The following is a 26,363-nucleotide window of genomic DNA, read 5'->3' as shown; positions in this document are numbered from 1 at the left end:
GCCGGCGGGACCGTCCGGCCCCGGGCAGTCCCGCCGTCGTTGGCTTTCCGCCAGTTCGTCAAAACGAGAAGTAGCCGGTCATGAAAATCACCGTCCAGCGCAGCGGGGGCATAGCCGCGATGACACGCGTCTGGAGCGTGGAGGCAGTGTCGGATGATGACAAAGAGCGCTGGATGCCGATCGTTGAGGCTTGCCCCTGGGACGAAGCCAAAAGCGAAGCCAGGACTCTGGACGAACCGGATCGATTCACGTACTCCATCAGGGCAGGCCAACGGCGGGCGACACTACCCGAGCGCGCCGTCACGGGGCCTTGGCAGGAACTTGTGGAGTGTGCCAAGGCTGAAGGTTCCGAGTCCCGCCCCCGCGGCCGCCTGGGGGTCCGCCGCTAAATCGCCTCGGCCAATTGCCCGCGGAAGGCCCTCCGGTAACTCTGCGGACTCGTATCCAGCACCTTGGTGAAGTGGTGGCGCAGCAAAACGGAATGCCCGAACCCTGCTTCGCGAGCGATCTCATCGATGTTGAGCTCCGTGGACTCCAGCAATTCCTGGGCGCGGAGCACACGCTGGGAGTTCAACCACGCCGCGGGTGTTGTCCCAGTTTCCGCCCTGAAGCGGCGTGCGAATGTTCTGGGCGACATATGCAGCCGGGCAGCCAATTCGTTGACACTGTGTTCTTCGTCGAGGTGTTCAACCATCCACCGCAGGAGTTCCTCCATGGGCGCTGAACCACAGCGGGGCATGGGCCTGTCTATGAACTGGGCTTGGCCGCCGTCGCGATGGGGTGGGACCACCATGTCGCGCGCAATCGCGGCAGCTACGTTTGCTCCCAACTCCACACGGACAAGATGGAGGCAGGCATCGATTCCGGCGGCGGTCCCTGCGCTGGTAATGATGGTTCCATCCTGTACATAGAGGACATTCTCATCCACTACCACTGCGGGGTATCGACTCGCCAGATCCTGAGAGTAGTGCCAATGGGTGGTGCAGCGCCGGCCATCAAGCAGGCCGGCCCGGGCCAAGGCGTATGCGCCGGAGCAGATGGACATCACCCACGCGCCGCGGGCGTGGGCCGCCCGCAGTGCATCCAGGACAGATTCGGGGACCTCCTGGTCCCTTCCGAAAGGCGCCATGATGACAAGGTCCGCATCAGCAGCAGCCTCCAGTCCAAGGTTGACGTGCAAGGACAGGCCGGACTTCATTCGGATGTCCCCCGGTTCCGGCGCGCACACCCTGAAGTCGAAGGCAGGTACGCCTGCGCCACGGTCGGATCTATCGATTCCGAAGACCTCAAAGGCCGTACCGAACTCGAAGATCGAGAAGTTGGGGACAACGATCACGGCTACTGACTTCAACATATCTCCAGTGTGGCAGAAAATTGTCTAAATGGGGCATTTCTGCCACTGTTTCTTGGGTGCCGCCAAGAGAAGACTGAAGCCATGGAAATCTTCGGAATCATCCTCTTCATCATCCTTATCACCGCCGTCGCAGCCACCGTTACCGCCCTTCTCAAGGACGGACGCGGCCACAACCCACCCATCAACTCCAAGGAACCCTGGAGCGCCTTCGACGCTCCGAGTACTCCCTACTGGAACCCCCGCATCTACTAGCCGCCCACCAGCCCACTGGAAGCATCGAGCCAAGATCCGTCCATCCGACGCCCGTCCTTCAGGGAATTCATCAGGATCCCGAACGACGGGCGTCCCTATGCGCCCCGCTTCCACCGCGGCCTTTAGGACAGCGGCGGGGCAGCCGGGCCTGCCCGACATGTGACAGCGACAGCGGACGTTGACAGGAAGCCACAGTAGACTGGCAGCAGCCATGACACTTCATATTTCCTACCCCGCTGAGCTGCCGGTATCCGAGCGCCGCGAGGATCTGATGGCGGCGATCGCCGCAAACCAGGTGACCATCATTGCCGGCGAAACCGGCTCGGGCAAAACTACCCAGATCCCCAAGATGTGCCTGGAACTGGGCCTGGGCGACAAAGGCCTGATCGGCCACACGCAGCCGCGACGACTGGCGGCCAGGACAGTGGCAGAGCGCATCGCGTCCGAGCTGGACGTCGAGATCGGCCAGGAAGTTGGCTTCCAGGTCCGGTTCACTGGCGAGGTCAGTGCATCGACCAAGATCAAGCTCATGACCGATGGCATTCTCCTGGCAGAGATCCAACGGGACAAACTCCTGCGCAAGTACAGCACCTTCATCATTGACGAGGCCCACGAACGCAGCCTCAACATCGACTTCATCCTGGGCTACCTGAAGCGTGTCCTCCCCCAGCGCCCCGACCTGAAAATTATCATCACCTCCGCCACCATCGATCCTGAACGCTTCGCCAAGCACTTCGGCACGGAGGAATCCCCCGCACCCATCATCGAGGTTTCCGGCCGCACCTACCCGGTGGAGATCCGGTATCGGCCCTTGTCACAGCCTGCCGGTGCGGACGAGGACAGCTCCGACGACGAGCTGGAAGAGGACCGGGACCCACTGGATGCCGTCTGTGACGCCGTGGATGAACTGGCCAAGGAAGCGCCGGGCGATATCCTTGTCTTCTTCTCCGGCGAGCGCGAGATCCGCGACGCCGCCGAGGCCATCAATGGCCGCATCCAGAGCAACCGGCGCCTGGCAGGCACGGAAGTCCTGCCCCTCTTTGCCAGGCTGAGCCTGCAGGAGCAGCATCGGGTCTTCAATCCCGGTGGAAAGCGGCGCATCATCCTCGCCACCAACGTGGCGGAAACCTCGCTGACTGTCCCGGGCATCAAGTATGTGATCGACACCGGCACGGCCCGCATCTCGCGGTACTCGCACCGGACCAAGGTCCAGCGCCTCCCCATAGAACGTGTGTCCCAGGCCTCGGCCAACCAGCGGTCCGGGCGTTGCGGACGCGTCTCCGAGGGTATTGCCATCCGTCTCTACTCCGAAGAAGACTTTGAGTCGCGCCCGCAGTTCACGGACCCGGAAATCCTGCGGACCAACCTTGCCGCCGTCATTCTGCAGATGACGGCCATGGGCGTTGCCCGTGGTCCCAAGGATGTTGAGAACTTCCCGTTCGTCGAACCGCCTGATTCACGCGCGATTAACGACGGCGTCACCCTCCTTCGCGAGCTAGGCGCCCTCAGCCCGGCAACTTCGAGCAGCCCAGGGCCCAAGGATCCCCGCGGCAACCGTCGAAGCGGCAGTGGCCTGACCGCCGTCGGGCAGAAACTGGCCCAGCTGCCGGTGGATCCGAGGCTCGGCCGCATGATTGTCGAAGCCGGCAAACGCGGTTGTGTCCGCGAAGTGATGATCCTGGCAGCAGCGCTTACCATCCAGGATCCCCGCGAACGGCCGACCGACAAGCAGCAACTCGCTGCTGAGAAGCATGCGCGGTTCCGCGATGAGAACTCGGACTTCACCGGTTTCCTTAACCTTTGGAACTACATTCAGGAAAAGCAACGCGAGCTGTCCTCAACGCAGTTTCGCCGGCTGTGCCGCAACGAATTCATCAACTATCTTCGCGTCCGTGAGTGGCAGGACCTTTTTACACAACTCCGCCAACTTGCCAAGCCCTTAGGCATCACGCTGGACAATAGGCGTGAAGCTGATCCTGTAGGCAACCATGAGGGAATCCACATCAGCCTGTTGTCAGGGTTGCTGAGCCACATCGGCCTCCTTGATGAGCGCAAGCGCGAATACGCGGGCGCCCGCGGCAGCCGCTTCGCGATTTTCCCCGGTTCTGCCCTGTTCAAGAAATCGCCTGCATTCGTCATGGCCGCCGAGTTGGTGGAAACGAGCCGCTTATGGGCACGGGTCGCTGCCAGGTTCGATCCCTTGTGGGTGGAGCAAGTAGCCCCGGACCTCGTGAAGCGCTCCTACAGCGAGCCGCATTGGTCCTCCCGGCAAGGGGCCGTCATGGCCCACGAGAAGGTCACGCTGTACGGGGTGCCCATCATCCCGAACCGTCGGGTCAACTATGGCCGCATCGATCCGGAATTGTCCCGGGAACTCTTCATCCGTCACGCACTGGTGGAAGGCGAGTGGAAGACCCATCACAAGTTCTTCCACCGCAACCGCGCGCTCCTGCAGGAGATCGAGGAGCTTGAAACCAGGATGCGCCGGCGGGACCTCCTCGTGGATGACCAAACCCTGTTCGAGTTCTATGACGCCAGAGTGGGCCAGGACGTCGTGTCCGAACGGCATTTCGATAAGTGGTGGAAGGAGGCACGCCAAGCAGATCCTGGGCTGCTGGACTTCGACCAGTCGCTGTTGATGAGCGAGGACGCCGAGGCCCTCGATGATTCCGCCTACCCCAAAACGTGGCTGCACAAGGGCTTCGAACTTCCACTGAGCTACGAGTTCCATCCTGTGGCTCCTGGGTCTGCTCCGAATCCTTCGGACGGTGTCACGGCCGAAGTTCCGGTGTTGTTCCTGAACCAACTCGACGACGCACCGTTCCGGTGGCAGATTCCGGGACAACGCGTAGAACTGATCACGGCGCTTATCAAATCCCTCCCCAAGCAGGTTCGGAAGAACTTTGTGCCTGCCCCTGACGTCGCCCGGCAGGCTACGGAGGCCTTGGAAAGAGACTTCGATCCCGCCACTGACGAGCTTGAGCCCTCCCTGGAACTGGTTCTTCGCCGGCTCCGCGGACACGTCATCCCACCGGGATCATGGAACTGGGAAGCAGTGCCTCCCCACCTTCGCGTGAGCTTTAAGGTGGTGGACAGAAAGGGCAAGGTCCTCGACGAAGGCAAGGACCTTGCCCAACTACAGGAAAGACTGGCCCCGGCCACACGTCGGGCAATCGCCGAATCGCTCGGTGCTACACCAGCGACGACGGCACCCGGCAAGGCTGGCACAAGAGCCGGAGCGCCCGGCGCCTCAAACGGCAAGACCGCCGGTTCCGCGGCCGGGACCGTCAGCAGTCCTGATGCGCATCCTGGCACGCACCCCGGCGCCCAACCCGCCCAGGGAGCGGTGTCCGAACGCAGTGGCATCACTGAATGGGACTTCGGGACCGTGCAACGCCAAGTAACCCGAACAGTCAAGGGCCATGCCGTCACCGGCTTCCCGGCGATCGTGGATGAGGGTACCTCTGTAGCCTTCCGCGTCTTCCAAACCCGCCAGGAACAGGAAGCTGCCATGCGTGGCGGGGTGATCCGGCTCCTGGCTCTTCGAATCCCTGCCCCGGACCGGTACGTGCTGGAGCACCTCAGCAATACCGAGAAGCTGACCTTCAGCCAAAATCCGCACGGCTCCGTTAGTGCCCTGATCGCTGACTGCGCCCTCGCTGCCATCGACAAGCTGACGCCGGAGGCCCTGCCGTGGGATAAGGAAGCCTTCGATGCGTTGTATGAAGTAGTCCGCGCTGAGCTGATCGATACCGTATTTACGGTGACGGCCGTCGTCGAACGCATCCTGGCGAGTACTCGCCGGATCCAGAAGCAGCTGAAGGCCAGTGCCAGCCTGCCGCTCATCAGCGCCCTCAATGACATAAAAAGCCAGCTGGAACAGTTGGTCTTTCCGGGCTTTGTGGCACAGACGGGCTACGCGCAGCTGAGCCAGCTTCCGCGGTACCTGCAGGCGATCGAGAAGCGGCTGGAGAAGCTTCCCGGGAACGTGCAGCGCGATGGACTGAATATGGCCATCGTCCAGGCATTGGAGGATGACTACGACGACGCCGTGTCCGCGTTGCTCCCCGGACGCAGGGCAGGCGCGGAATTAACCCGCGTGCGCTGGATGATCGAGGAGCTGCGCGTAAGCCTCTTCGCCGTCGAGTTGGGCACGGCCTACACCGTCTCCGAGAAACGCATTCGAACGGCGCTTAACCAGGCCTTGGCGCCAGCCTAGGTCCGGCTTAAAAACAACCGGCGGTGCTGATTCAGCACCGCCGGTTTAACTTGTCTGGAAGGCTTAGTCCTCGGGAACGAAGCTCTCATGGCCGGCCGCCCGCAAGGCCGCACGGAGCTTCACAGCCGTGGCATCCATGACGGCAGGATCCGGATTGTGGTCCACGTTGTGCACCTCAAAGTCCGCCATGGAATAGGCGGGCCAGATGTGCACGTGCAAGTGGTCCACCTCGAAGCCTTCCATCAGGACACCCACGCGTTTGGCGCTGAAAAGATCTTCCTGGACCTTCCCGATCCTCTGGGCAACATCCATGACCTTGGCCAAAAGCTCCGGGCTGGCATGCGTCCAGGAATCCACTTCCTCACGAGGTACAACCAGTGTGTGGCCCGGCGTGATCGGAGCGATTGTCAGGAAAGCCACAACGTCCTCGTCCTTCCACACGAAACGGCCCGGGATTTCCCCGTTGATGATCCTGGTGAACAGCGTGCTCATGCATCTGCCCTTTCTGACGGTTCCTGAAGTGTTGCGGTGTCCAATACAAATCGGTACTTCACGTCGCCGGCCACCATACGGTCATAGGCCTCATTGAGTTGTTCGGCCCCGACGACCTCAATCTCGCTGGCAACTCCATGCGCGGCGCAGAAATCAAGCATTTCCTGGGTTTCGCCGATCCCGCCAATCAGTGAACCTGCATAGGCCAGGCGTCGGCGTATGAGGAGCCCCGGGCTGACGGGCGGCATGTCATCGGCCGGGAGCCCAAGCTGGAAGAGCGCCCCATCAAGCCGCAGCGTGCGGAAGTAGGGGTTGAGATCGTGCGGTGCGGCAACGGTGTCAATGATGACGTCGATACTGCGATTGGCACCCGCCATGGCCTCAGCGTCCTTGGATAACACCACGTGGTCCGCTCCCAAATCCCGGGCGGCGCCGAACTTCGCTTCAGAGGTGGTGAACACCGTGACCTCAGCGCCCATGGCCTTGGCGATCTTGACGGCCATGTGGCCCAAGCCGCCCAGCCCCACTACTCCCACCGAATCCCCCTCTTCAACCTCGAAATACCTCAATGGCGAATACGTGGTAATCCCGGCGCACAAGAGCGGGGCGGCAGCCGCTGCGTCCAGGGCTTCAGGGATACGCAGCACGAAGCGACGGTCAACCACAACCGACGTCGAATATCCTCCTTGGGTTATTGCTCCGCCATTGCGTGGGTCCGCAACTCCGTAGGTGCCAACATTGCCCCGCTCGCAATACTGCTCCAGCCCCTCCAGGCAGCTCCCGCACTCGCGGCAGGAATCCACCAGGCAGCCAACGCCGACGCGGTCGCCAGGTGCGAAATTCTGCACGGCAGCACCCACCCGCGTTACCCGGCCGACGATTTCATGGCCTGGAACCAGCGGATAGTGCGGCAAACGCCATTCACCACGCGTTGCATGAACATCCGAGTGGCAAAGACCGCAAAAATCGATCGCGATCTCCACATCGTCTTCCTTGGGCGCACGGCGCGCGACCGTCAGAGGTACCAACCCACTGTCCGGGGAAGTGGCGCCAAACGCGGCCGCAAGCGTGGATCCTGCCGGTTCCGATGACTGCGAATAAGCAGGCTTCACTGTCTCCACGGGAATCGGCTTCGCTGTATCCACGGGAATCGGCTTCACTGTATCCGCGGGAATTGGCTTCGCCAGGGGCGGGGGCACGGGACGTCCAGGGGTCATGATCCGACGCTACTCCGGGCAGCGGTGCTCGTGCCACTTTGGCCGTGCGGGCCAGGCGAATCCCCTGCGTTCCCTACATATTCGTCCTCGAACGGTTCACTGCCAACGGCCACGGGATTTGCGGCATTGTTCGACCATTGCGAGAACGACCCAGGGAAGAGCGCCGCGGTGTATCCGGCAATTTCCAGGGCGGCAACCTGGTGCGCAGCTGTGACGCCGGAGCCGCAATAGACGGCGACGTTGCCCGGACCATCGGCTCCCAAGCCAGTGAAGCGCCGGCGCAGTTCCTCCGCTGGGAGGAACTTGCCTTCCGCAGTGAGGTTCTCGGTGGTCGGTGCGCTGACCGCGCCAGGAATATGTCCGGCGCGGGGGTCGATCGGCTCGATTTCGCCCCTGTAACGTTCCCCGGCGCGCGCATCAAGCAGTACGCCCTGCTCATGCCAGTGTGCAGCTTCCTCCTCGGTGATCGTGGGCATTCTGCCGTCGTTCAAGGTGACATTCCCGACGGCGGGCGTCACCTCGCCTGCCTCCAGAGGGTGACCTGCCGCGCGCCAGGCCGCCAGTCCGCCGTCGAGCAGGTAGACGGTTTCCACGCCTGCATTCCTCAGCATCCACCAAGCGCGGGCAGCGGCCATACTGCCGCTGTTGTCGTAGGCGACCACGGTGTCGCCATCGTTGATCCCCCAGCGCCGCGCGGCAAGCTGGAAGCGATCAATAGAGGGAAGGGGATGCCGCCCCAGGGCAGGCTGTGCGTGGTCCGCGAGTTCACTGGGCAGGTCCACGAAAACCGCTCCTGGCAGGTGGCCTTCCAAGTATTGGCTGTGCCCATCCGTCCTGCCCAGGACCCAACGCACGTCCAGGAGCACGGTGTGCTCCCCCGCCGCGAGCCGCCGGTGTACTTCGGACGCGTCCATCAGAATGGTCATCTGCTCTCCTTCAGCTAAGCCTGCGTGGGTGCTCTGCTACCCATGCCACTCATCCAGCCTAGTCTTGCCTTCCATACCCCGCCGGTACGCTTGTCCGGTGAGCAATTCGTGCATTCAGGACAGGGCTTGGGCCAGCGAGGCCATCCGCAAGATCGAAGCTGAGAACAATCGTTCGGCAGATACGCACCTTTACGCAGTCCCACTGCCCGAACATTGGGGAGTCCAGCTCTACCTCAAGGATGAGTCGACACACCGATCAGGCAGCCTCAAACATCGCCTGGCCCGTTCTCTGTTCCTCTACGGCCTGGTTAATGGCTGGATCACGGAGGGCACCACTATCGTGGAAGCCTCCAGTGGCAGCACGGCGGTCTCCGAAGCGTACTTCGCCAGGCTCATTGGCCTGCCGTTCATCGCTGTCATGACCAAGACCACCAGCCCGGAAAAGATCGCCCTCATCGAGGAATTCGGGGGCGCCTGCCTCCTTGTGGACCACGCTTCAGAGGTATACGCCGTGGCGGAGGAGACAGCGAAAACGTCCGGCGGCTACTACATGGACCAATTCACCTTCGCCGAGCGCGCCACGGACTGGAGGGGCAACAACAACATCGCCGAATCAATCTTCCAGCAGCTGTCCCTCGAAGAGCATCCGGTTCCCGAGTGGATTGTGGTGGGCGCAGGAACCGGCGGCACAAGCGCAACCATAGGTCGCTACCTGCGGTACAACAGGCACAGCACCTGCCTTGCCGTGGTGGACCCGGAGAACTCTGCTTTTTACCCGGCCTGGCGGGATGGGAATGCTGCCGCCGCCACGGGATTGCCGTCCCGGATCGAAGGCATAGGCCGTCCCCGCGCGGAGCCGAGCTTCGTCCCGGCTGTCATCGATCACATGATCCAGGTCCCGGACGCAGCCTCTGTGGCAGCCATGCGGCACCTGCGTAAGCTCACTGGATTGCATGCAGGACCCTCCACGGGAACCAATCTTTGGGGCGTCTGGCAACTCGTGGCCCGGATGGTCTCGGAAGGGCGGAAGGGAAGCATCGTCTCGCTCATGTGCGACGGCGGCGATCGCTATGCGGGCAGCTATAACGACGCCGCTTGGCTGGCCAGCAAAGGGCTGGACCCCGCGCCGTACGAATCGGTCCTTGACCACTTCCACGAAACCGGGACGTGGACCGGCTAAACCTCTACTGACTCCAGGGGTGCGAGTCGCGTGTAGGCGGTTCCGTAGCGGGCACCGATGCGGGTGACGTGGCCTTCCACGATCCCCCGGCCCAGCTCGTTAAGCAGGCCATCATGGACGGGAAACGCTTTGGGCGCGCGCACCGAGATGACAAAGTCCACCACTTCCCCCACTTTGGACCATGGCGCATGGATGGGCACCAGAAGCGTCTGGACGTTGATTCCGTCCGGAACCACGAATGAGTCACCCGGGTGGAAGACGTTCCCGTCCACCAGGTAACCGATGTTGGACACCACGGGAATCTGGGCATGGATGACGGCATGCTGGCCACCGAAGGTTCGCACCTGGAACCCCGCAGCCTCGAAACCGGATCCCGGTTCGACGATATGGATCCGCTTGGCCACGGTGTCCGATCCGGCGTCGGATCCAGTTGCGTCGCCCTCTGCGGCCTCAGTAAGGGACTTTGCAACACCTGCCGGCGCATAGACCTCAAGCGAAGAGTTGCTGCGCAGGGCCGCCAGCACGGCCGGCCGATCAATATGGTCGTTGTGCTCATGCGTTACAAGGACAGCGTGCGCACCTGCCAACGCTTCTTCGGACTCGGAGAACGTGCCGGGATCGATGACCAGGACCCGCCGGTCCTTCTCCAGCCGGATACAGGCATGCGTGAACTTGGTGAGCTTCATGGTGACAGCCTAGGGGTGGCCGCCGACAGTTTCCAAGCCTCCCCTACTGGTAAAATTGGGGTTTGCCAGCGTTTCCAGGGAAGTGAGTCTTTCAATGCCACAAGGCACCAATTCCGTCACGAGCGGCCCAGCCTCGCCGGTGGTGACAGGCGTCAAGGAGCAGCGCGTCACCAAGCAGCGCCTGGCCGTTAGCGCGGCGCTGGATGAATTGGACGACTTCGTCAGCACCCAGGAACTGTACCGCCTCCTGCAGAACAAGGGCATCTCAGTCTCCCTTGCCACTGCCTACCGCATCCTGCAGTCACTTGCCGACGACGGACTCATTGATGTCCTGCGCAACGGGGAGGGCGAAGCCGTATACCGCCGCTGCACCGTCACTGGACACCATCACCATTTGCTCTGCAGGAACTGCGGCAAGGCTGTGGAAGTGGAAGCCCCGGCGGTTGAGACCTGGGCGGCCCGAACAGCCGCTGAGCATGGTTTCACCGAGGTGGCGCACACCGTGGAAATCTTTGGACTATGCCCTGAATGCACTGCCAGGAAGGCCGCCGGAAAGCTCTAAAGGGCGCCGGCAGGCTGCTCCCGTGAGACGCGGCCATTGAGGCCACGGTTGGCCCGCACCCGCCCGATCACGCGGCACACCACGTAAATAAGGAATGACAACGTGGTGACATAGGGGCTGATCGGTATCCGGCTGCCAAGGGCAAGCAGAATTCCACCGACAGTAGCGGCGGTCGCGAACACAACGCTCAAAAGCACCACCAGGCGTGGTGACGTGGTAACCCGTAGTGCGGCAGCGGCCGGTGTGATGAGCAGCGCCAAAACCAGCAGTGCGCCGACAATCTGGATGGACAAAGCCACACTGACCCCCAGCAGCACCATGAAGCCGATCGCCAGGCCCCGAACGGGAACACCGCGGGCTTCAGCCATTTCAGGGTCCACGCTGGCAAAACTGAGCGGACGCCAGATTGCCGCGAGGGCAATCATCACCAGGACGGCCGTTCCCACGAGTGCCTGGAGCTGGACAGTATCCACGGAAACGATCTGGCCGGTGAGCAGTCCGAATTTGTTTGCGGCGCGGCCCTCGTACAGGGCAAGGAACAAGATGCCCAGGCCCAGCCCGAACGGCATGATCACGCCGATGATCGAGTTCTTGTCCCGGGCCCTGACACCCATCAGTCCCAGCAGCAGTGCCGCAGCCACTGAGCCGATCAGCGAGCCGAAAATGATATCGGCACCGATCAGCAGGGCAAAAGCGGCACCCGCAAAGGACAGCTCAGAGATGCCATGGACGGCGAACGCCAAGTCCCGCTTCATCACGAACGTGCCGACGAGTCCGCCTAGAAGTCCCAGGACAGCCCCGGCCCAAATGGAGTTTTGAACCAGTGCCAACAATTCGCCATAGTTCTCGAAGTTGAAGATGGTCTGCAGGATTCCGTTGAGGTCCATTTAGAACTCCTGCCCAGCAGTGGCGTGCGCGTCGTCGTGGAAGTGCGTGGTCGCGTCCGGAAGCCCGACGACGACGATCCTTCCGTTGGTATGGATAACTTCCACGTGGCTGTTGTAAAGCTCGGACAAAACTTCGGTGGTCATGACTTCCTGTGGCGTCCCGACGCGGAAATGGCCGCCGGCCAGGTAGAGCACCCGATCAACGTAGTCGATCACAGGATTGATTTCGTGGGTTACGAAAACGACGGCACTGTTCCGGGCGTGGCATTGTTCGTTGATGAGTGAACTGACGCCCTGCTGATGATGCAGGTCCAAAGACAGCAACGGTTCATCGCAAAGGAGTACCTGGGGTTCCGTGGCCAGGGCCTGGGCCACACGAAGCCGTTGTTGCTCTCCACCTGACAACTGCCCCACGGGCACTTTCGCATAGTCCGAGGCTCCCACCAGTTCCAGCAGTTCATCTATCCGCTGGTTTACTTTCCTTGAAGCCAGCCGCATACCCCACCGGTGGCCGTCAATGCCCAGCCCTACCAGGTCGCGTGCACGCAAAGGCGTATCCGGCGCAAAGGACTTTTGTTGGGGAATGTAACCGATCCGTTTGCTGCCCCGCTCCACCGGATGTCCGCCCAACGCAACCGTTCCTGATTTCAGTTCCTGAAGCCCCAGGAGGACCTTCAGGAAGCTGGTCTTGCCGCTTCCGTTGGGCCCGAGGACGGCAAAGAACTCCCCCGGATGAATGTCGAGATCAAGATCGCGCCAGAGTGTCCTCTTGCCGAACTGAAGGCTCGCTCCGCGGAGGCTCACTACGGGTGTCAAAAGTTGTCCTCGATTCATGCGTTGCTGGGGAACGCAACTAGTGGTGGCACCTTGGAGTGGCGCCTGTGCTGGTGCAGGATTCCGTGCTGGTGAGAGACAGAGGGCCCCGCAGCCATCCTGAATATCTTAGGACGCCGACGGGGCCCCCACCGCAATGGGATGTCAGGAAATCTACTTCTTGAGCGCTGCCGTGATGGATTCCACGTTGTCGGTCATCCACTGCACGTAGTCCTTGCCTTCCGGCAAGGTTTCGGTGAAGTTCACTACGGGCACGCCCGCAGTCTCGGCAGCCCGCTTTACGGATTCGGTCTGCGGCCCTTCCGTCTGTTCGTTGTACGCCAGCAGCCGGACACCGCCGGAGCCCACCAGGTCCGTCGTTTCCTTCAGGACAGACGCCGGGACATCGGTTCCTTCTTCAATCGCTGCACTGTAAGCCTCCGGAGTCTTGTTCTCCAGCCCGGCCGCTGCCAGCAGGTACAAAGGAACGGGTTCAGTGATCGCCACAGGAGTGTGGTCGTTGCCTTCCTTCAGGGCTGCAAGCTTCCCGTTGAGCTCTGTCAGCTTCGCCTTGAACGTGTTGGCGTTGGCGGTGAAGGTCGAAGCAGATGCAGCGTCCAGGCTGCTGAGCTTGCTGGCCACAGCGTCAGCGAATTTGCCCATCGTGTCCAGGCTGTACCAGACGTGCTCGTTGAACTCACCGTGGTCATGGTTGTGGCCCTCTTCGGAGGACGCCGCTTCGCTGTGGCTTTCCTCTTCCGGAGCCAACCCTGAGACCTCAACGGCGCTGATCATATTTTCGTGGCCGACGTTGGTCTCATCGGCAATTTTGTGGAGGAATTCGTCATAGCCTCCGCCGTTCTCCACCACGAGCTTGGCTTTGGAGATGACCAGCTTGTCTTGCGTACTGGCTTCGTAGGAATGCGGGTCCTGGCTCGTCTTGGTGATAATCGCATTCACGTTGACCTTGTCCCCGCCAATGGCCTTCACGACGGCTCCGTAAACATTCGTGGAGGTCACCACTTCAATGGCGCCTGACGACGAAGACGGGGCTCCTGCCCCGGCGCTGCCGGCACAGGATGAAAGCAACAGGGCGGCGAGGCCGGCTGAAGCGGCCATTGACATGCGGGCGACAGAACGACGCACGGAAACCTCGGATCTACTCAAATGAGAATCAAAAACATTTACTAGGTGGTTTCAGTCTAGCCCTAAATGGGAATGATTCCTATTTAGAAGGGCTGGCACCGACCAACCGGGTCGGCGCCAGCCACAATTTCCCGCTATTGCTGGGTCTGCGGACCACCCAGACGGCGGATCCCCGTCGCTTGGGTAGCATCGCGGATCTCGCCCACCAACTGCTCGATCACGTCCTCAAGGAACAACACGCCCTGTGTAGCGCCACCCGGTCCCACAACACGGGCGAGATGCGAGCCGGTCCGCTGCATCACAGACATCGCCTGTTCAATCTCATCCTCCGGCGAGAGGTTCGCCAAGGAACGGATACGCCCCTCGGCAATCGGATGGCGGCGACCCTCCTCAGGTATGGAGAGGATGTCCTTGACGTGCAGGTATCCGGCGAGTTCGCCGTCGTCGTCCACCATGGGAAAACGCGAGAAGCCGGTACGGCTGACCGCCTTCTCCAACTCAACGGGAGTCGACGCTGTCCTCAGGACCACCAGCTTGTCCAACGGAACCATGATGTGCGAAGCCGTGTGTTCAGAGAACTCCAGGGCACCGCTGAGCAAGCCGGCGTCATCGTCCACCAGGCCATGCCGTGTGGATTCCTGCACAATCGACTGGACTTCCTCAAGGGTGAATGACGATGACACTTCGTCCTTGGGCTCGATCTTCATCAATCGGAGGATGTGGTTCGCAAGCCAGTTGAGGGTCCAGATCACCGGTTTGACCACGCGGCTGATAAACACCAGCGGCGGCGCCAACAGCAGTGCCGCCTTGTCCGCTACGGACACCGAGATGTTCTTGGGGACCATCTCTCCGAACGTCACATGCAGGAACGTGACAAAGAGGAGTGCAATGGCAAAGGCGATGACATCTGCCAGCTCCATCGGGACGCCAACCATCTCAAGCGGCTCCGCCAACAAATGGTGGATAGCCGGCTCGGCAACCTGAAGAATCAAGAGCGAGCACACGGTGATGCCCAACTGCGCGCAGGCCAGCATCAAGGACACACTTTCCATGGCCTGCAACGTAGTTTGCGCGCGCTTTGACCCAGCTTGGGCCAGAGGCTCAATCTGGCTGCGGCGTGCGGACATGACCGCGAATTCCGCACCCACGAAGAAAGCATTGCCGATCAAAAGAAACACGAGCCAGGCAATTCCTGCCCAGTCACTCATACGGCACCTGCTTCGTGGCGGTCATTCTGCGTGTCCTCAAGCGTCGCTTCATCTTCTTCAATGTGGTGGAAGCAGATCCGGTCAATTCTCCGACCGTCCATGCGGGTCACGGTCAGCGTGCCGCCACCGGCCTGCACCACATCACCCACCTTCGCAATACGCCCAAGCTTGCTCATCACATAACCGCCCACAGTTTCGTAGGCGGGCTCATCGGGAACACTCAGGTTGGGGATTTGTTCGGACACCTCATCCGGCCTCAGCAGGCCAGGGAAGTACCAGTCGCCGGATGCGCTTTGCAAAAGTCCGGGGCGGACCCTGTCGTGTTCGTCCGAGACCTCCCCAACGATCTCCTCAACCAGGTCCTCGAGGGTTGCAATCCCGGCGGTGCCACCATATTCATCAAGAACGACGGCCAGTTGCAGGTTTCCTTCGCGCAGTTCGGAGAGGAGGGCATCCAGGTGGATGGTCTCAGGAACACGAAGTACGTCCGTCATGATCGCCCCGGCCTGAAGCTTCGCCCGACGATCTGCAGGCACGGCCACTGCTTTCTTGATATGGACCACGCCGCGGATGTCGTCGGCCGAATCACCAATCACCGGGAAACGGGAGTATCCGGTCCGCCGCGCGGCATCGAGGATGTCGCTCACCGGCTGGTCGGCATCAATCGTTTCCATCCGGATGCGCGGCGTCATGACGTCCGCTGCAGTGCGTCCCGAGAAATTCAGGGTTCGCGCCACGAAGTTTGCGGTGCCGGCATCGAGCGTGCCCAGCTCAGCAGAGCGCCGGACGAGGGAAGCCAGCTCGGCCGGAGTGCGGGCTCCCGAGATTTCCTCTTTCGCTTCCAGTCCAAACAGGTTCAGCACCTTATTGGAGAAGCCATTGAGCACCACGATCGCCGGCTTGAAGACGGCAGTGAAAATGAGCTGCGCACGGGCAAGCCTCTTGCCCAGCGGGAATGCCAGGGCGATGGCCATGTTCTTGGGCACCAGCTCGCCCAGGAGCATCGACAACAGCGTGGCGAACGCCATCGCTACAACCAGGGCTATGGAGTGTGCGACTTCCAGGCTGAGGCCAAGCAGGCCCAGAGGAGCCACAAGCAGCTGTCCCACAGACGGCTCCATGACGAAACCTGTCAGGAGGGTGGTCATCGTAATGCCAAGTTGGCAGCTGGAAAGCTGGGTGGACAGGGACTTCAAGCATTTCAGGAGCGGAGCTGCGGCGTGGTCGCCGTTGTCGACTGCGCGCTGAACGCTTGCCTGGTCCAGGGCGACCAAGGAAAATTCAACTGCTACAAAGAAGCCGGTGCCAAGAATCAGGGCAAAGCCGGCAAGGAGAAGGACCCATTCCACTTAGCGCATCCCTCCAAGGGCAGGCGCTTGCAGTTTGGAACTTCCGCTGAAGGGGGAGATTCGCCCCGGCGGAGGCTGATCGGGGGCCGCAGACGCATGGTCCGTGGCGCCACCGGCTCGGAAGGCCGGCGCGTGATGGGCATGTGAACGGGTGTTGCCGGCTCGAGGGGCGCGCTGTGCGGAGTTGCCTGATCGGCTCCCCCGACAGTTCCCAGGCCGGCACCTAGATTTACTGTCCATAAGGGTTTCAGTCTACAGGGCAGGTCCCGCGGGCCCATGCAGTGCCCACGCGCTTGAAGGAAAATGCAGTGCCTCGGCATTACGTCGGCTTCAACATGATTTAGGTCACCACTATTGGCAGTTAACCAACGATCCTAACTAGACTGACAAAGGTCTGAGTTCGCGGGACCCGGACCCTGGTGCATCGTTGCGGAAAAGCAACCTTGGCCAGCGGGAAATCAAAACTCATGGAAGAGGCGTATTTCAAGTGCCAGAGCAGCCCAGCCACCGTCTACCAGAGGAATTTGGCGGAAACGAGTGGCTCGTTGACGAACTGTACGAGCGGTACCAGCAGGACAAGAATTCGGTCGACGCCAAGTGGTGGCCGCTCTTCGAATCCTTCGATACCGGTGACGGCACTTCTTCCAACGGAACCTCCGCAGCCCCAGCCGCTGCCAATCCCCCCACCCAAGTACTTCCCGTCGTAGCTCCGGCTGAGGCTGCACCGGCACCGGCGCCGGCTGCTCCCGAAGCTGCCCCTGCGACCACCCCTGCCGCGGCTGCTTCCGGTGAAGCGGCGGTTGCGGCTCCGGCGAAGAAAGCCCCGGCTACAGTTGCCAAGGACGGAGCAAAGAAGCCCGTCGGCGGCAACGCCGCACAACCGATTCCTGCCCAGCTGCCCAAGAGCACCAAGGCGCCCACCGCTCCTGAAGAAGACGTCGTTTCCGTCCTCCGCGGACCGGCCAAGGCCATCGCTACCAACATGGTGACCAGCCTTGAAGTGCCTACCGCCACGAGCGTCCGCGCAGTTCCTGCCAAGCTGCTGATCGACAACCGCGTCGTCATCAACTCCAACCTTGCACGTGCCCGCGGCGGCAAGGTGTCCTTCACGCACCTCATCGGCTACGCAGTAGTCCGCGCGCTCTCCCAGTTCCCGTCGATGAACGTCTACTATGACGAAATTGATGGCAAGCCGAGCGCCGTCCAGCCTGCCCACGTCAACTTCGGCATCGCCATTGACATGCCCAAGCCCGATGGCACCCGCCTCCTGATGGTTCCCAACATCAAGAAGGCCGAGACCATGGACTTTGCAGAGTTCTGGCACACCTATGAGGACCTCATCAAGCGAGCCCGCAACGGCAAGCTCACGGCTGACGACCACGCCGGCACCACGGTCTCCCTGACCAACCCGGGCGGCATTGGCACCGTTCACTCAGTGCCGCGTCTGTCCAAGGGACAGGCGGCCATCATCGGCGTCGGTGCCCTTGACTACCCGGCTGAGTTCCAGGGTGCCAGCGAGAAGATCATCGCCCAGAACGCCATCAGCAAGATCCTCACGCTGACCTCCACCTACGACCACCGCGTGATCCAGGGCGCAGGCAGCGGGGAGTTCCTGAAGCTGGTCCACCAGCTCCTCCTTGGTGCGCAGAACTTCTACGACGAAATCTTTGAAGCCCTCCGCATCCCCTACGAGCCCGTCCGCTGGAGCCCTGACCTTCAGGTTGACCCTGCAGATGAGATCAACAAGGTTGCACGCATCCAGCAGCTCATCCACTCCTACCGTGTGCGTGGCCACCTCATGGCGGACACGGATCCCCTGGAATACGTACAGCGCAAGCACCCGGACCTTGACGTCCTGACCTACGGCCTTACGCTCTGGGACCTGGACCGCGAATGGCCTACGGGTGGCTTCGGCGGCAAACCGCAGCTGAAGTTCCGCGACATCCTGGGTGTTCTCCGGGATGCCTACTGCCGCACCACGGGCATCGAATACATGCACATCCAGGAGCCGGCCGAGCGTAAGTGGTTCCAGGACCAGTTGGAGCACCCTTACTCGAAGCCGAGCCGCGAAGAGCAACTGCGCATCGTTTCCAAGCTGAACGCAGCCGAGGCTTTCGAGACCTTCCTGCAGACCAAGTTCGTCGGGCAGAAGCGATTCTCCCTCGAAGGCGGCGAGTCGCTTATTCCGCTCCTTGACGCTGTCATCTCGGACGCTGCCGACGACGGCCTGGACGAGGTCGCGATCGGCATGGCCCACCGTGGCCGCCTGAACGTGCTCACCAACATCGCAGGCAAGACCTACGCCCAGGTGTTCCGTGAATTCGAAGGCACGCAGGACCCGCGCTCCGTCCAGGGGTCCGGCGATGTGAAGTACCACCTCGGAACTGAAGGCACCTTTACCTCGGACAACGGCAAGCAGACAAAGGTCTACCTCGCTGCCAACCCGTCCCACCTCGAGGCAGTCGACTCCGTGCTCGAGGGCATCGTCCGCGCCAAGCAGGACCGCCTGGACCAAGGCGAGTCCTTCCCGGTCCTGCCCATCATGGTTCACGGTGACGCTGCATTCGCAGGCCAGGGTGTTGTTGCTGAAACCCTCAACCTTTCCCAGCTTCGCGGTTACCGCACGGGTGGCACCATCCACGTCATCGTGAACAACCAGGTTGGCTTCACTACGGCGCCGTCCTCTTCGCGCTCATCGACGTACTCCACGGATGTTGCCAAGATGATCCAGGCCCCCGTGTTCCACGTGAATGGCGACGACCCCGAAGCCGTGGTGCGCGTTGCGCAGCTCGCCTACGAGTTCCGCCAGCGCTTCCACAAGGACGTTGTCATCGACATGGTGTGCTACCGCCGCCGTGGTCACAACGAGGGCGACGACCCCTCAATGACGCAGCCCCTGATGTACAACCTGATCGAGGCCAAGCGATCGGTACGCAAGCTGTACACGGAATCGCTGATCGGCCGCGGCGATATCACCGAGGAAGAAGCCGAGCAACTGCTCCGCGACTACCAGGAACGCCTTGAGCGGGTCTTTGCTGAGACGCATGCGGCGCAGACGTCCCCCATCCCGATCATTACGGCTGACTCTGCTGCTGTCTCGGACATCGAGCGTCCAATTGCCCAGCAGGCGGACTTCGGAACCAACTCACCGGCTTCCACCGCCATCTCCCCCGAGACCCTTGCCCGCATCGGCAAGGCCCACCTGGAGATCCCGGAGGGCTTCACGGTTCACTCCAAGCTCAAGCAGCTGCTGGAGAAGCGTGAGCAAATGTCCCGTGAAGGTGGCATTGACTGGGGCTTTGGCGAGATCGCGGCCTTCGGCTCGCTGATCATGGAGGGCGTGCCGGTGCGGCTGGCCGGCCAGGACTCGCGCCGCGGTACCTTCGTGCAGCGTCACGCAGTCTTCCACGACCGCGCCAATGGCAATGAATGGCTGCCCCTGGGCAACCTCTCGGACAACCAGGCCAAACTGTGGATCTATGACTCGCTGTTGTCCGAATATGCGGCCATGGGCTTTGAATATGGATACTCGGTGGAGCGTCCCGACGCCCTGGTGCTGTGGGAAGCCCAGTTCGGTGACTTCGTCAACGGCGCCCAGACCATCATTGATGAGTTCATTTCCTCCGCTGAGCAAAAGTGGGGCCAGCGTTCCTCGCTCGTCCTGATGCTGCCGCACGGCTACGAAGGCCAGGGGCCTGACCACTCATCCGCACGCATCGAGCGGTTCCTGCAGCTCTGTGCCGAGGACAACATGATCGTGGCCAACCCCACCACGGCAGCGTCGCACTTCCACCTGCTGCGCCGCCAGGCCTACAGCCGTCCCCGCAAGCCGTTGATTATCTTCACGCCGAAGCAGTTGCTGCGTCTCAAGGGCGCAGCGTCCGCCGTCGAAGACTTCACCACGGGCGGCTTCAGGCCGGTCATCAGTGATCCCGAAGTAGAGGCTGCCAATGTGGACCGGGTCATCCTGGTTTCCGGTCGCTTGTACTATGACCTCCTGTCCAACCGCCAGAAGTCCGGAGACACCTCGACTGCGATTATCCGCGTGGAACAGCTGTACCCGCTGCCGAAGGCAGAGATTGATGCAGAGCTCGCCAAGTACCCGAACGCTGATATCGTCTGGGCCCAGGACGAGCCGGCCAACCAGGGTCCGTGGCCTTTCATGGGCCTGAACCTGGCACCGGAGCTGGATCGCAAGCTCCGCCTCGTGTCGCGTCCGGCATCTGCGTCCACCGCCGCGGGCTCCATGAAGCGCCACGCTGCTGAGCAGGATGCCTTGATCAAGCAGGCGTTCGAACGCAAGTAGCCAGAAAACTGCCCGGCCGGAGGTGCTGTCAATGCACTTCCGGCCGGGCAGTTCTGTTTAATGGGACAGGTACCCGGTTCATCAAGCCGGCCCCGGATCCAAAAGCCGTGCAAGGACCGTAACGAGTGTGAAGAGGTAACCGTGGAAGACAGGAAGCTGCGTATCGCGGCTGTAGGAGATGAATTGCTCGCCGGCCTGGGTGACCCCCGCGCCTTGGGTTGGCTCGGAAGGGTGCTGGCCCGTACGCCCCAGGACACCGTCGTGGTGGAAAGCTTCTCACTCCCCTGCCCCATGGAAGGCACCGAAGGACTAGCGTCACGGTGGCAGGACGAGGCGGGCCGCCGTTTCAGCGACTCGCACGAGAACCGGCTGGTCATAGGACTCTCCGGCCGTGACCTGGAGTTCGGGCTTTCCACGGCGCGCAGCCGGTTGAACCTGGCCAACATTCTTGATGGTGCCTCGCACAGTGGCGTTGAGGTGTTCGTGGTGGGCCCTCCACCCACTCTTGATCCGGCGCGCAACAAACGCCTGGCCGATTTGAATACAGCATTTGCCGATGTCACCACCCGCCGCAACCACCACTACGTTGACACTTTCTCTCCCTTGCTGAACCACGAGCAGTGGAGGACGGACCTCGCAGCCAATGGCGGGACACCAGGACAGGCCGGCTACGGATTGATCGCGTGGCTCGTGCTTCACCGCGGCTGGTTCCAGTGGCTTAACATCGCCCAGCCGGAGTAGCCCTCCCGTCAGACCATTGCATTCCCCCCATTCGCGATATATCGTGTTTTCATCAACGCGATATATCGTAATTTGGAGGGATCATGTCTGACGAGCTTTGGACCGTGACGGGCCCACAAACCATCGATGTGGACGATGTCCACTCGCTCAAGCTTGGAATAGTCAAGGGAAGGTTCGACGTCGTCAGCCACGACGAACCTTTCGTCCGGATCGAGGTCAGCGAAATCAGCGGCGACCCCCTGACCATCACGCTGGTGAACGGTCGCCTGGAGGTACGCCACCAGCTCCAAGGACCACAAGGTTGGTTCCGAAACCTGATGGGTACCGTCAACAACACCAGCACCAACTCGGTAGTGGTTGGGATCGCGCTTCCGCGCGGAGTGGACGTCGAAGCGGGAACAGTCAACGGCGATGGCATGGTCTCCGGCATCGAGGGACGGATCCGGCTCAACACAGTTTCGGGCTCCGTCATGGCCGACGAAACCAGCGGTGAGTTGCACGTCAACACCGTCAGCGGCGAAGTCATTGCCAGAAACCACGACGGCGTCCTGACCGCCAAGAGCGTTTCAGGTGAAGTCACTGCCTCGGGCAAGTTCAAGAACGTCAGGGCAAGCACAGTGAGCGGTGACCTTAGCTTCGACCTCCACGACTACACCAACGACCTCGGAGCCAATTCGGTGTCAGGGGACCTGACCATCCGGCTGCCGCACGATGTTGGCCTGGACATCGTTGCCAAGTCCGCCAGCGGCACCGTCATCATTGATGACCAGATGTATGCCCAGCCGGGAAGCAAGGTGCAGACCATCGTCGGTCCGGATGAGAGGCTCATGCTGGTGCGGACCAATACTGTCTCCGGCAAGACCTACATCATGCACGGCACAGCGCCGGCATCGGGAAATGACCAGCCGGTGCCTGGGGAGGCGGGTCTCTGATGCCTCCTGTTTTTGCGCATGGCGCCCTGCGCTTATACCTCCTGGCATTGCTTGAGTCAGGACCCAAGCACGGATACGAGCTGATCAAGGCCTTGGGTGACCGGTTCGGCGGCACCTACTCCCCCAGCGCCGGGACGATCTATCCCCGTCTTGGGAAACTGGAGGAGGAAGGCCTGGTCGCTACCGAGACTGAGGGCCGACGCACCAAGTACTTCGTCACGGAAGCAGGGCTGGCGGAACTGAACCGGCGGCGGCAGGAGCTTGCCGACGTCGAGGATAATATCTCAGCCTCCGTGCGGCGGCTGGCCGACAACCTTCGGGAAGACATCAGATCCAACATGCGTGGGCTGAAGGCAGATCTCGCCGCTACTGCGGAGGCCGCGCGCAGCACTGCGACGACCGCGACCTTCCAAAGCAGGACGGCGGCCTTTTCCCCTGAAGGCCACAGAATTCTCAAAGAGGCCGAGCTCCTGGTCCAATCATTCCGCGATGACATCCGCGTGGAGTTGCGTCAACACAGCGCCTCGCACCCACTCAATCCCGTAGCCCTCGAGACAGTGCGTGCAGTGCTGGACCAAGCACGCATCTCAATCAGGAATTCGCTGCGGAGCTGACAATGCTCCACCCGGTTCGCGAGCGAACGTCCGGATGTGCGAAACTGGAGGGCAGCTCTATTGAGTATCAATCATTGAAGGAGGCCAGCTATGAGCAAGCGTGCACGTAAGCGTCGTGACCGTAAGCGCGGCGGCGCGAACCACGGCAAGCGTCCCAACACCTAAGCCATCGGCTTAGCGTCAAGGCTTAACAGCGAGGGCCCCGGAAACCATACGGTTTCCGGGGCCCTTGGCGTTTGCGAGGCCTTTGACCCGGCCCATTTTTATCAGCGGCGTTGGATCAGCGGCGTTGGATCAGCGGCGTTGGATCAGGCCTCAACCGGCTTGATGGAGTGGATCCGGTCAAGTATTGACTTCTTGAGGTTCTCGGGCGCGGATTCCGTGCATGAACGCTTGACCATGGTGCGGATAAGGCACTCAAGGTCATACTGCTCAGCGCATTCCTCGCAGGTGTCCAAGTGCTGCTTGATGTCGGTGAGGTCCTCGCGGGTCAATGCGCCGTCGAGGTACTCGTAGATCCTCTGCATCCGTGTGTCGTCGCAATCGCCCAATCCCTGGCAGTCGCTCATTGCTCTTTCTCCTGATTGTTGCTCCCGGCCGCGGCCTGGTCTTCGGTGTGGGCCTTGAAGCCCCGTTCTGCGGCGTAATCCGCCAGCATGTCCCGCAGCATCTTCCGGCCGCGGTGCAACCGCGACATGACTGTGCCGATCGGGGTGTTCATGATCTCGGAAATCTGCTTGTAGGCATATCCTTCGACGTCGGCGAAGTACACAGCCAACCGGAATTCCTCCGGGATGGCCTGCAACGCGCTCTTGACATCGGAATCGGGCAGGTGGTCCAAGGCTTCAGCCTCTGCCGAGCGCAACCCGGAAGAGGTGTGCGACTCGGCCTTTGCCAACTGCCAATCCTCAATCGTGTCCGAGTTGGACTGCAGCGGTTCGCGCTGCCGCTTCCGATAGAGGTTGATGTAGGTATTCGTCAGGATCCGGTACAGCCAGGCCTTGAGGTTGGTCCCCGGCTTGTACTGGTGAAAAGCGGAAAACGCCTTGGTGTAAGCCTCTTGGACGAGGTCCTCGGCATCGGAGGGATTCCTTGCCATCCTCATCGCCGCTGAATACAGCTGGTCCACGTACTGCATGGCGTCGCGCTCGAATCGCTCCCGCCGCTGTTCGGGAGTTTCCGTCGCGACATCGACGTCGGCCCGTGCCGATGCGTCTCCTGCGCCGTCCTCCGGGGACGGATCGGCTGCTTCGTACATGGCCGCTGCGGCCGGTTCAATGGTGCTCATCGTTGCCAAGTCTACTGTCAGCTTCCGGGAATCCCGCTGTGCAGGATAGCCAGCCCCCAGCAGACCCACGCGGTCCTTAACCGAGGTCAAAAAACCAACTCCGTTCAGCGAAGCGGCAACACCATGCCGCGGCCCGGCCTTCACCGTGCTTGTTCTTCACAACGGCAGCAGCTGGGTAAATATTCCGCAAAGATGCAAGACTAGAGCAGACTGCACCCCTTGAACACAGCACTTAGTGAATAACGTCATGAACCATCGTGACAAGCCATCCAGGAGGCAAGACATGTCTGTTATCCGTTTTCTCGCCCGGCCGATGCTCGCGTCCAGCTTCGTCATCGCAGGTCTGGACAAGCTCAAGAACGCGGACGACACTGCCAGGCAACTGTCACCGGTCCTGCGCCGCGCCGCGGAGTCATTGCCCTTCCCAACCGACGAGAAGGTCCTGGCCCGGGTCATCGGTGGCGCGCAGCTGGGGGCCGGCGCACTGCTTGGACTTGGCAAATTCTCCCGCTTCGCGGCAACGGTTCTGGCGTTGACGTCCGCGCTGAACTCCTATGTGGAGTGGCGCTCAGCCGACATCAGCACCAAGGACGGCCGCAGCGCACGACGGGCCCAACTCCTGAAGAACATTTCCCTGACGGGCGGGGTTTTGCTGGCCTCTGTCGATACTGAAGGCCGCCCCAGCCTTGCATGGCGGGCCGAGCACCTGGCCGCCGACGCCAGGAAGGTCACGGGCAAGCAGCTCAAGCGGGCAGACAAAGCAGTACGCAAGGCCGTAGACAACGCAGTTGGAGCATAAGGAAGCATGACAGGTACCACCGCAGCAAACACGGGTTCAAACTCCGTCGACACCCTGCCCCTCTGGGCAGCTCCCTACGCCACCAGGCCAGTGGATGCCACAGTGACGGTGCCGGGCTCAAAATCGCTCACCAACCGTTTCCTGGTCCTCGCAGCATTGGCCGACGGCCCTTCCCGGCTGCGGGCCCCCCTTCACTCCCGCGATTCCGTCCTTATGATTCAGGCGCTCAGGCAACTGGGTGCCACCGTCACCGAGGTACCCGGCGACGGTGATTATGGACCGGACCTTGAGATCACGCCCATGGATCCTTCGGCTTCGGGTGCGGAGACTGCCATCGATTGCGGCCTTGCCGGTACGGTTATGCGCTTCGTTCCACCTTTAGCTGCGCTACGCAATGGTCCAACCACGTTCGACGGCGATCCCCATGCCCGTAAGCGGCCCATGGGAACAATCATCGAAGCGCTGCTCGCCCTCGGAGTTCCTGTCGCCACCGAAGGCGGAAGGACGCCGTCGGCCCTTCCCTTCTCTGTGGATGGCACTGGCGAGGTTCGGGGCGGCCACCTGGTGATCGATGCCAGCGCATCGTCCCAGTTCGTTTCGGCCTTGCTGCTTGTGGGCGCCAGATTCACCGAAGGCCTTCACCTGGAACACGTTGGCAAGCCTGTCCCCAGCCTGGACCACATCAATATGACCGTTGCCGTCCTTCGTGGAGTGGGCGTCAAGGTGGACGATTCGGTACCCAACCACTGGCGGGTCGCGCCTGGCCCCATCCACGCCTTCGACCAGCGGATCGAACAGGACCTTTCCAACGCCGGCCCGTTCCTTGCCGCAGCCCTGGCAACCCGCGGAACCGTCCGGATCCCCAACTGGCCCACCCAGACCACCCAGGTGGGTGATCTTTGGCGGTCCATCCTGGTTGAGATGGGTGCCACGGTGACACTCGAAAACGGCACTCTCACGGTTAAGGGCGGCCCGGAAATCAAAGGCGCCGACTTCGACGAAACCAGTGAGCTCGCGCCCACGGTCGCTGCGCTGTGCGCACTGGCCACAGGCCCTTCACGGCTGACCGGCATCGCGCACCTCCGTGGCCATGAAACCGATCGGCTCGCCGCGCTGGCCGCTGAAATCAATCGGCTCGGCGGAGACGCAGAAGAAACAGCTGACGGCCTGATCATCCGCCCGGCCACGCTGCACCCCGGCGTCGTACACAGCTACGCCGACCACCGCATGGCTACGGCCGGCGCTATTTTGGGGCTCGCCGTTGATGGCGTCCAGGTGGAGGATATTGCTACCACCTCCAAGACGATGCCCGAATTTCCGCAGATGTGGGAGGCCATGCTGCAGCAGGGCACGGGCGAGGACGAAACCGTCACCAGTGAGGCCAGCAACTGA

24 protein-coding genes are annotated in these 26,363 nt (G+C 61.7%); 12 read left to right on the top strand and 12 right to left on the bottom strand.

The window, feature by feature from the left end; translation table 11 throughout:
• Nucleotides 1-80 precede the first annotated feature (80 nt).
• On the top strand, nucleotides 81-389 hold the full coding sequence (locus J2Y41_RS13140; protein WP_309928949.1) for a protealysin inhibitor emfourin: 309 nt from the start codon (nucleotides 81-83) through the stop codon (nucleotides 387-389).
• Here the strand turns inward: J2Y41_RS13140 and J2Y41_RS13135 are convergent.
• Nucleotides 386-1,354, bottom strand: a complete 969-nt coding sequence (locus tag J2Y41_RS13135; RefSeq protein WP_309928946.1) for a helix-turn-helix domain-containing protein — start codon at nucleotides 1,352-1,354, stop codon at nucleotides 386-388. The genes J2Y41_RS13140 and J2Y41_RS13135 overlap by 4 nt on opposite strands.
• Nucleotides 1,355-1,435: 81 nt before the next feature.
• Between J2Y41_RS13135 and J2Y41_RS13130 the strand changes: the two genes are divergently transcribed.
• Both J2Y41_RS13130 and hrpA read left to right on the top strand, forming a co-directional pair.
• Nucleotides 1,436-1,606: a hypothetical protein gene (locus J2Y41_RS13130; RefSeq protein ID WP_224088003.1), complete on the top strand. Its 171-nt coding sequence runs from the start codon at nucleotides 1,436-1,438 to the stop codon at nucleotides 1,604-1,606.
• Between the two features lie 211 nt (nucleotides 1,607-1,817).
• Nucleotides 1,818-5,825 (top strand): ATP-dependent RNA helicase HrpA, encoded by a 4,008-nt coding sequence (gene hrpA, locus J2Y41_RS13125; protein ID WP_309928941.1) that lies wholly within the window; start codon nucleotides 1,818-1,820, stop codon nucleotides 5,823-5,825.
• A gap of 63 nt (nucleotides 5,826-5,888) precedes the next feature.
• Here the strand turns inward: hrpA and J2Y41_RS13120 are convergent, their stop codons facing one another.
• Genes J2Y41_RS13120 through J2Y41_RS13110 form a run of 3 tightly spaced genes read right to left on the bottom strand, consistent with a single transcriptional unit; the run spans nucleotide 5,889 to nucleotide 8,460 of the window.
• Nucleotides 5,889-6,317, bottom strand: coding sequence for an HIT family protein (locus J2Y41_RS13120; RefSeq protein WP_224088005.1), 429 nt, complete (start codon nucleotides 6,315-6,317; stop codon nucleotides 5,889-5,891).
• Entirely contained in the window at nucleotides 6,314-7,534 is a 1,221-nt protein-coding gene (locus J2Y41_RS13115) for an NAD(P)-dependent alcohol dehydrogenase (protein WP_224088006.1), read from the bottom strand. Before J2Y41_RS13115 ends, J2Y41_RS13120 begins: the two co-directional genes overlap by 4 nt.
• Nucleotides 7,531-8,460, bottom strand: a complete 930-nt coding sequence (locus J2Y41_RS13110; protein ID WP_224088007.1) for a sulfurtransferase — start codon at nucleotides 8,458-8,460, stop codon at nucleotides 7,531-7,533. The genes J2Y41_RS13115 and J2Y41_RS13110 overlap by 4 nt, the downstream gene beginning before the upstream one ends.
• A gap of 97 nt (nucleotides 8,461-8,557) precedes the next feature.
• Between J2Y41_RS13110 and J2Y41_RS13105 the strand changes: the two genes are divergently transcribed.
• Nucleotides 8,558-9,640 (top strand): PLP-dependent cysteine synthase family protein, encoded by a 1,083-nt coding sequence (locus J2Y41_RS13105; RefSeq protein ID WP_224088008.1) that lies wholly within the window; start codon nucleotides 8,558-8,560, stop codon nucleotides 9,638-9,640.
• On the opposite strand, the gene J2Y41_RS13100 is transcribed toward J2Y41_RS13105, so the two are convergent.
• Nucleotides 9,637-10,326, bottom strand: a complete 690-nt coding sequence (locus J2Y41_RS13100; protein WP_224164704.1) for an MBL fold metallo-hydrolase — start codon at nucleotides 10,324-10,326, stop codon at nucleotides 9,637-9,639. The two genes, J2Y41_RS13105 and J2Y41_RS13100, sit on opposite strands and share 4 nt — an antisense overlap.
• A gap of 94 nt (nucleotides 10,327-10,420) precedes the next feature.
• Here J2Y41_RS13100 and J2Y41_RS13095 point away from each other — a divergent pair, with 94 nt between their 5' ends.
• Nucleotides 10,421-10,888, top strand: coding sequence for a Fur family transcriptional regulator (locus J2Y41_RS13095; RefSeq protein WP_224164705.1), 468 nt, complete (start codon nucleotides 10,421-10,423; stop codon nucleotides 10,886-10,888).
• On the opposite strand, the gene J2Y41_RS13090 is transcribed toward J2Y41_RS13095, so the two are convergent.
• From J2Y41_RS13090 to J2Y41_RS13070, 5 genes are all read right to left on the bottom strand, one after another.
• Nucleotides 10,885-11,775, bottom strand: a complete 891-nt coding sequence (locus J2Y41_RS13090; protein ID WP_309928929.1) for a metal ABC transporter permease — start codon at nucleotides 11,773-11,775, stop codon at nucleotides 10,885-10,887. The two genes, J2Y41_RS13095 and J2Y41_RS13090, sit on opposite strands and share 4 nt — an antisense overlap.
• Nucleotides 11,776-12,609 carry a metal ABC transporter ATP-binding protein gene (locus J2Y41_RS13085; protein ID WP_396133535.1) on the bottom strand — a complete coding sequence of 278 codons (834 nt, stop codon included), beginning with the start codon at nucleotides 12,607-12,609 and terminating at the stop codon, nucleotides 11,776-11,778.
• Nucleotides 12,610-12,762: 153 nt separating this feature from the next.
• Complete coding sequence (locus tag J2Y41_RS13080; protein WP_309929142.1) at nucleotides 12,763-13,713, bottom strand: metal ABC transporter solute-binding protein, Zn/Mn family; 951 nt, start codon at nucleotides 13,711-13,713, stop codon at nucleotides 12,763-12,765.
• 155 nt (nucleotides 13,714-13,868) lie between these two features.
• Nucleotides 13,869-14,942, bottom strand: coding sequence for a hemolysin family protein (locus tag J2Y41_RS13075; protein ID WP_309928923.1), 1,074 nt, complete (start codon nucleotides 14,940-14,942; stop codon nucleotides 13,869-13,871).
• Nucleotides 14,939-16,291 carry a hemolysin family protein gene (locus J2Y41_RS13070; RefSeq protein ID WP_224164710.1) on the bottom strand — a complete coding sequence of 451 codons (1,353 nt, stop codon included), beginning with the start codon at nucleotides 16,289-16,291 and terminating at the stop codon, nucleotides 14,939-14,941. The genes J2Y41_RS13075 and J2Y41_RS13070 overlap by 4 nt, the downstream gene beginning before the upstream one ends.
• 487 nt (nucleotides 16,292-16,778) lie before the next feature.
• Between J2Y41_RS13070 and J2Y41_RS13065 the strand changes: the two genes are divergently transcribed.
• From J2Y41_RS13065 to J2Y41_RS23130, 5 genes are all read left to right on the top strand, one after another.
• Nucleotides 16,779-20,597 carry a multifunctional oxoglutarate decarboxylase/oxoglutarate dehydrogenase thiamine pyrophosphate-binding subunit/dihydrolipoyllysine-residue succinyltransferase subunit gene (locus J2Y41_RS13065; protein WP_309928917.1) on the top strand — a complete coding sequence of 1,273 codons (3,819 nt, stop codon included), beginning with the start codon at nucleotides 16,779-16,781 and terminating at the stop codon, nucleotides 20,595-20,597.
• Nucleotides 20,598-20,738: 141 nt separating this feature from the next.
• Nucleotides 20,739-21,338, top strand: a complete 600-nt coding sequence (locus J2Y41_RS13060) for a GDSL-type esterase/lipase family protein (RefSeq protein WP_216923989.1) — start codon at nucleotides 20,739-20,741, stop codon at nucleotides 21,336-21,338.
• A gap of 83 nt (nucleotides 21,339-21,421) precedes the next feature.
• Nucleotides 21,422-22,270, top strand: coding sequence for a DUF4097 family beta strand repeat-containing protein (locus J2Y41_RS13055; protein WP_309928914.1), 849 nt, complete (start codon nucleotides 21,422-21,424; stop codon nucleotides 22,268-22,270).
• Complete coding sequence (locus tag J2Y41_RS13050) at nucleotides 22,270-22,884, top strand: PadR family transcriptional regulator (protein WP_309928912.1); 615 nt, start codon at nucleotides 22,270-22,272, stop codon at nucleotides 22,882-22,884. Before J2Y41_RS13055 ends, J2Y41_RS13050 begins: the two co-directional genes overlap by 1 nt.
• 90 nt (nucleotides 22,885-22,974) lie before the next feature.
• Nucleotides 22,975-23,049, top strand: coding sequence for a 50S ribosomal protein bL37 (locus tag J2Y41_RS23130; protein WP_369299106.1), 75 nt, complete (start codon nucleotides 22,975-22,977; stop codon nucleotides 23,047-23,049).
• 143 nt (nucleotides 23,050-23,192) lie between these two features.
• Here J2Y41_RS23130 and rsrA read toward each other — a convergent pair whose 3' ends face one another.
• Both rsrA and J2Y41_RS13040 read right to left on the bottom strand, forming a co-directional pair.
• Complete coding sequence (gene rsrA, locus J2Y41_RS13045) at nucleotides 23,193-23,453, bottom strand: mycothiol system anti-sigma-R factor (RefSeq protein ID WP_309928908.1); 261 nt, start codon at nucleotides 23,451-23,453, stop codon at nucleotides 23,193-23,195.
• Nucleotides 23,450-24,262 carry a sigma-70 family RNA polymerase sigma factor gene (locus J2Y41_RS13040; protein ID WP_309928906.1) on the bottom strand — a complete coding sequence of 271 codons (813 nt, stop codon included), beginning with the start codon at nucleotides 24,260-24,262 and terminating at the stop codon, nucleotides 23,450-23,452. Before J2Y41_RS13040 ends, rsrA begins: the two co-directional genes overlap by 4 nt.
• Nucleotides 24,263-24,455: 193 nt before the next feature.
• On the opposite strand from J2Y41_RS13040, the gene J2Y41_RS13035 reads away from it, so the two are divergent.
• Complete coding sequence (locus J2Y41_RS13035) at nucleotides 24,456-24,971, top strand: DoxX family membrane protein (protein ID WP_224088024.1); 516 nt, start codon at nucleotides 24,456-24,458, stop codon at nucleotides 24,969-24,971.
• Between the two features lie 6 nt (nucleotides 24,972-24,977).
• The gene (gene aroA / locus J2Y41_RS13030; protein ID WP_309928900.1) at nucleotides 24,978-26,363 is read left to right on the top strand and encodes a 3-phosphoshikimate 1-carboxyvinyltransferase; all 1,386 of its coding nucleotides are present in this window, start codon (nucleotides 24,978-24,980) and stop codon (nucleotides 26,361-26,363) included.

This window comes from Arthrobacter sp. 1088 (assembly GCF_031455315.1).
GTDB lineage: Bacteria > Actinomycetota > Actinomycetes > Actinomycetales > Micrococcaceae > Arthrobacter.
This window is presented reverse-complemented; position numbering and strand designations above follow the sequence as displayed.